Raw genomic sequence first — 5406 nt, 5'->3', positions numbered from 1 at the left:
CGCTACGAGCGAATGGCTAGTTCTTACTCGACGGGAATCCCACCCGCTATATGATACGACCTAGGCTCGGCCGCACACGCACCCGTTAGTTCTATAAGAAGAGCTTCATAACAGCTCTGATAATTACCTATAGCATTAAGAAGTACAATTAATTCAAGTCCTTATTTTTTCAAATGATAAGGTACAGTTGTTACTACCACGTCTCTTCGAAACAGTAAGAAGGCTCGAATAAGAAAACTTGATTGATTGTGAAGAATATTGTGCCAGCCTTTTTTGGGAATAAATTGTGGAATAACAACAGTTACCTGATAATTCCCTTCCCTTGCTTTATTCTCTACAGTATCAACAAATTTTGTAAGTGGGTTGATGATACTTCTATAATGAGAGTGCAGTGTCACCAGTCTTATTTCAGGTTGCCATTTCTTCCATTTTTCTTCAAATTTCTTCTCGTCTTCTCTTTCAAATGCAACATACACTGCAATAATTTGTTGAGGAGAAAGCGATTTAGCATAATTTAAGGTATTCTCTACAACATGAGTCATGCCAGCAACAGGCACTATCATAACATTACCGTCAATGGTCGCAGATGGTTCACAAGTTGTAAGCCTAAGTTGGTCTCCAACAGCTTCATAATGCTTTCTAATCTTATGAAAGACAAAGACAATGATAGGTAGAAAAATTAAGATTGACCAAACCTGTGAGAATTTTGTTAAAAAGAACATTAATGTGACGGTTAAGCTAATAACGGCACCTGTAGTATTAATAATAAACTTTGGAACCCACCCATGCGGCTTCTCTCGTAACCATTTAACCATCATGCCCGACTGAGATAAAGTAAATGGAACAAATACACCAACTGCGTAAAGTGGGATAAGATGCTCCGTTTCTGCCTGGAAAGCAAGGATTAAAATGATAGAAGCAATTCCAAGTATGATAATCCCATTAGAGTATCCTAATCGGTCTCCTCTTATAAGAAACGCCCTTGGAATAAACTTATCCTTTGCAAGATTTACTGCCAACAGTGGAAAAGCAGAATAACCAGTATTCGCAGCAAGGATTAAAATCAATGCTGTAGTTCCTTGTATAAAGAAGTACATGAAATTCCGCCCGAAAGTTTCTTCGGCAATTTGGGAAACAACGGTTACCTCTCCACTAGGAGTAATGCCATAATAATAGGCTAAAAATACAATTCCTGAAAACAGTATGGCAAGCAAGGCTCCCATCGCCATTAATGTTTTAGCAGCATTATTAGGCGCTGGGTCTTTAAAGTTAGGAATGGCATTCGATATGGCTTCAACCCCTGTTAAGGCGGAACTTCCAGAAGCAAACGCCCTTAAAAGAATAAACAAACTGATTCCCGCAACAGGTGTACCTATTGGGGTGTGCAATTCAGGCGAAACTCCTCCAGTTAGAATATTATAAATACCCACACCAATTAATATTAACAACGCTAAAACGAATAAGTAAACGGGATAGGCTAATATTGAAGCAGACTCCGTTACTCCTCTTAAATTCAAAATTGTAATAAAAATGACAAATACGATGGCAATTTCCACATTAAAGCTATGTAAAGTAGGAAACGCAGATGTTAAAGCATCAGTCCCAGCAGACACACTTACAGCAACAGTTAGTATGTAGTCTACCAATAGGGAACCTCCAGCTATTAAGCCTGGATTTACACCTAAATTGCTCTTTGAAACCACATACGCTCCACCGCCATGAGGATAAGCAAAAATGATTTGTCTATAAGACAATATGAGAGCTGTTAAAAGAATTAATACACCAACTGCGATAGGAATTGAATACCAAAATGCTGCTGCACCTACCGTAATCAATACTATCAAAATTTGTTCGGGACCATATGCCACTGATGATAGAGCATCAGAAGAAAGGATTGCTAATGCTTTCTTTTTGTTTAATCTCTGTTCTCCTAATTCATTGGATTTCAGAGGTCGCCCAATTAACATCCTTTTTATAAGTGAAATCATTATTCCAAACCACCCTAATAGATTTTATGAGTAAATATGTACCCGTACATACAGTATTTACTCAAAAGAGCAATAAAATTTTAAATGAATACAAAAAAGTGCCTACAGAATAGACCTGTAGGCACATCACTTTTCGTGTGTCACAAGCTCCACCTTCCTTCTCATTTAACGCTTACGAGGTTAGCTGTCGGATTCGGACCTTGAGTAGCCCTACCTTTAAAGGATTCACCCCTTGGGTTTAGTAACAACCCGCAAAAATGGTTCCCCCGTACCTATGGTTTCAGCGATTTAGAAATTGAAACTTTGATTATAATACTCCTGTGTTCAGCAATTGTAAATGAATTTCATGTAAAAAAATTAAAACACAGGAAAACGGATAGGTTTAATAACTACGTTTCTACGATAAAGCAAGAAGGTACGAATCAGTAACTCGATGAGTTATGAATTATATTGTGCCGCCCTTTGGGCGTTACTAGATCAATGAGTAAATCGGTAAACCTGCCCCGTTAGTGCCATAAGAAAAAGGCTGCCGCAGCAACCCCTGTTAATGAACTAAAGCACCCGTTAGTTGAAGATTGGGTAATAGATTATTAAAAGAACTCCTAATAAAATAAGACCAAAGATAATGATTAATCCACTTGTATCTAGTAAGACACCTAATATTACCCATAATAAATAGAGAATTTTATTTTTTGTACTTCCCTTATTATTTTTGAAGGCTTCTTTAATTAGCCACCCTAAAATGCTACATCCAACAACAACCAATATTATGCCAATAATTATTATTTTCATAAATTTCCCCGCGGTTATTATAATTTTTTTAATATCTTATTTAACTATTCTGCCCCTATAGTTGATAAGAAAAGATGCTGCTGATCAGCTCATGATAATGAAGTAAAGCACCCGTTAGTTTAAGTGTATTAAATCACATACTTAGCTGTTTTTGTTTAATATGAAAGATGTGCTCAAAACTCATTTTCATTCATTACAGGAATGCTGCCCCGATAGTTTATTAATAACAAAATAAAAAGGACCTTTGGTCCCTTAAAAATACTTTCTATACAAGTCTCTCCTCATTGCACCACTTAGATATGCATAAATTTTTGTGGTTTCACTTTTTTCATGGCCCATTAAATTTTGAATCACTTCTAGAGGCGCTCCATTATTCAATAAATTTGTGGCGTAACTATGTCTAAGCTGGTGGGGATGAATGCTCTTTTTAATGTCAGTTCTCTTTGCTACCAGTTTTATAATGTTTCTCGCTTGAGAAATACTCATTCGATGGGGTGCACGTGTTGTCACAAATAGAGCTTCCTCATGATCTTTTCGCTCACTTAAATATCGCTTCAACCATATTTCACAACGAGTATTGAAATATACTTCTCGTTCTTTTTGTCCTTTACCTAATACGATTGCTGATTGATTAGAGAAATTGATTGAGGCCCGATCTAGTGTTATTGCTTCACCAATTCTGCAACCGGTTGAGTACATAAACTCAAATAAAGCATTTTCGAATGTTGTATGACAAGCTTCCCGCAAATGTTCAATTTCCTCTTCAGACAAGTATTTTGGAACCCTTAATTCTAGTTTTGGTTCCTTTATTTTTGAAGCAGGATTTCCATTAATTAAATTTTCATCCTGAGCCCATCTAAATAAAGATTTAATAAATCGAATTCTGTGACCTAGACTGGATGGCTTAAGCTTTTCAGCTGCTTTTCCCAGATAAACTTTAAGAGAATTAGTTGAAAGTTCTTGAATGGATATATCTCCAAAACTTTTCACCAACAAGGTAAATTGGACGTAATAGGCCTTTAATGTTTGTGAAGAATAACCTTGGATTTGCTTATCTGCCTTATATAAACTCCAAACATCAGTTAAGATCATCCCTGTTTCTCTCCCATCTATACCATATTAATAGACAGTATAGACAATAGAACAACAATTATATACTAGATTAGTAGACTTTTATTTAGTTATAGAACCCGTTAATTGGAATCGTATAACCTTTTAGATTAACCTATTTGATTTTCTCCCAATTACTTTTTAATAGGCTAAAAGTAATTAGGTCTTCATAATGGTCATATAACCATTGTCCATCCCGTTTAATTCCTTCTTGAACAAATCCCAATCTTTGTGGAATAGATATACTTTTTAGGTTATTAACTGCAACCTGAATTTCAATTCTATTTAAATCCAAATCTTTAAATAGGTAGTTCACTAATGAACTTACACTCTTAGTTATTATTCCATTCCCTTGTGCTTCTTCTGACAAGAAATAGCCGATACTTGTAGCTTTGTTCTTCCAATCAATAAAATGAAGACCAATCATTCCAACTAATTCTCCATTATATCTAATGCCAGCTTCAAAACCATTATTATTGGCATAATTGGTTATCCATATGGGTATGATAGGCTCAAAATCCTCAGCAGATTTTCTATTATCAACCCAAAGTACCCATTTACGTAAATGTCCTCTATTATTATCTACTATATTCAAATAATTCCACTTTGTGCTGCTGTTGAAGTAACTCAATTCTTATTTGATTATCTACTTTAAATGAGAACACCTTCACACCACCCAATTTTAACACATGTTTCATTATATAATAAGTTATGCAGCTATCCTGCTCCGATATAAATAAAGAAACAGCCTTGCCTTAAAGACAGCTCGGATCTTAAACTACGCACCCGTTAGCCATCCATGAAGCGCAAAAAAATCAGCGCTTCACCACAGAGAATGAAAATTGGTCTCTATGTCGATAATGTTTTAATGGCTGGCGAAGAAGGTCGTTGAACGATGGTGCCTTTGAGCCCATCCGTTAGTCTGACTCCGACGACCACGGTGTACCACCGACTGTCGCGCCCTTTATGGGTAGCACTCATTTTTTTTGCGTTCCTGGGCTTTTAATGCTATTTTTTCAAGTCCATTATTCGCAAATTCTACATCTGTTTTAGGTAAAGCATCATTATTCTTTACTTGCTTATTTTTAGACATTTTTTACCACCCCTGTAGTTTGATTTAGTTTTACGCCTTGGATGCCAACAATAATAAATACAATATTTTTAAAGATACTTAGGAGGGTTGCTGCCAAAACCATCTGAAATTGCGAGTTTATTCCCATCGTTTATGATAACTTGGCCATAGGTTGCTTCTTCAGGATTAATGGCAGGATGAATTAAGTCATCATCTCCCATACCATCTTCACTTGTTTGAAATGCTCAATGCAGTCGGGTCCGGTGCTATGGTTTCTTATTTTCAAACAAATGAAATTGGAGAATCATTTCTAGAACCAAAAAATAGACGAAAAAGATCCTAAAAGAAAAACTACTTCGGCATGATGCTTTGGACATGATCTCTGAAAACGAATTATTACGGCGGTCGTAGTTGCCGCTATCTTCATTCCACTAGTCATTTTAG

Annotated in this window: 4 protein-coding genes, 1 pseudogene and 1 riboswitch; all 5 genes and pseudogenes read right to left on the bottom strand. The window is 36.1% G+C overall.

Translation table 11 applies throughout. The features are described from left to right. Positions 1 to 161 precede the first annotated feature (161 nt). Complete coding sequence (locus N9I19_RS23760) at positions 162 to 1988, bottom strand: APC family permease (RefSeq protein ID WP_317779187.1); 1827 nt, start codon at positions 1986 to 1988, stop codon at positions 162 to 164. 153 nt (positions 1989 to 2141) lie between these two features. Continuing rightward, positions 2142 to 2284, bottom strand: a riboswitch (cyclic di-AMP (ydaO/yuaA leader). 748 nt (positions 2285 to 3032) lie between these two features. Beyond that, the gene (locus tag N9I19_RS23755) at positions 3033 to 3872 is read right to left on the bottom strand and encodes a tyrosine-type recombinase/integrase (RefSeq protein ID WP_317779186.1); all 840 of its coding nucleotides are present in this window, start codon (positions 3870 to 3872) and stop codon (positions 3033 to 3035) included. A 133-nt stretch (positions 3873 to 4005) separates the two neighbouring features. Then, positions 4006 to 4555 (bottom strand): annotated as a pseudogene (locus tag N9I19_RS23750) (GNAT family N-acetyltransferase). A 299-nt stretch (positions 4556 to 4854) separates the two neighbouring features. Next, the gene (locus N9I19_RS23745; RefSeq protein WP_317779185.1) at positions 4855 to 4983 is read right to left on the bottom strand and encodes a hypothetical protein; all 129 of its coding nucleotides are present in this window, start codon (positions 4981 to 4983) and stop codon (positions 4855 to 4857) included. A 68-nt stretch (positions 4984 to 5051) separates the two neighbouring features. After that, entirely contained in the window at positions 5052 to 5183 is a 132-nt protein-coding gene (locus N9I19_RS23740; RefSeq protein WP_317779184.1) for a hypothetical protein, read from the bottom strand. Positions 5184 to 5406: the final 223 nt, after the last annotated feature.

Source organism: Peribacillus sp. CSMR9 (assembly GCF_033141925.1).
GTDB lineage: Bacteria > Bacillota > Bacilli > Bacillales > DSM-1321 > Peribacillus > Peribacillus simplex_A.
This window is presented reverse-complemented; position numbering and strand designations above follow the sequence as displayed.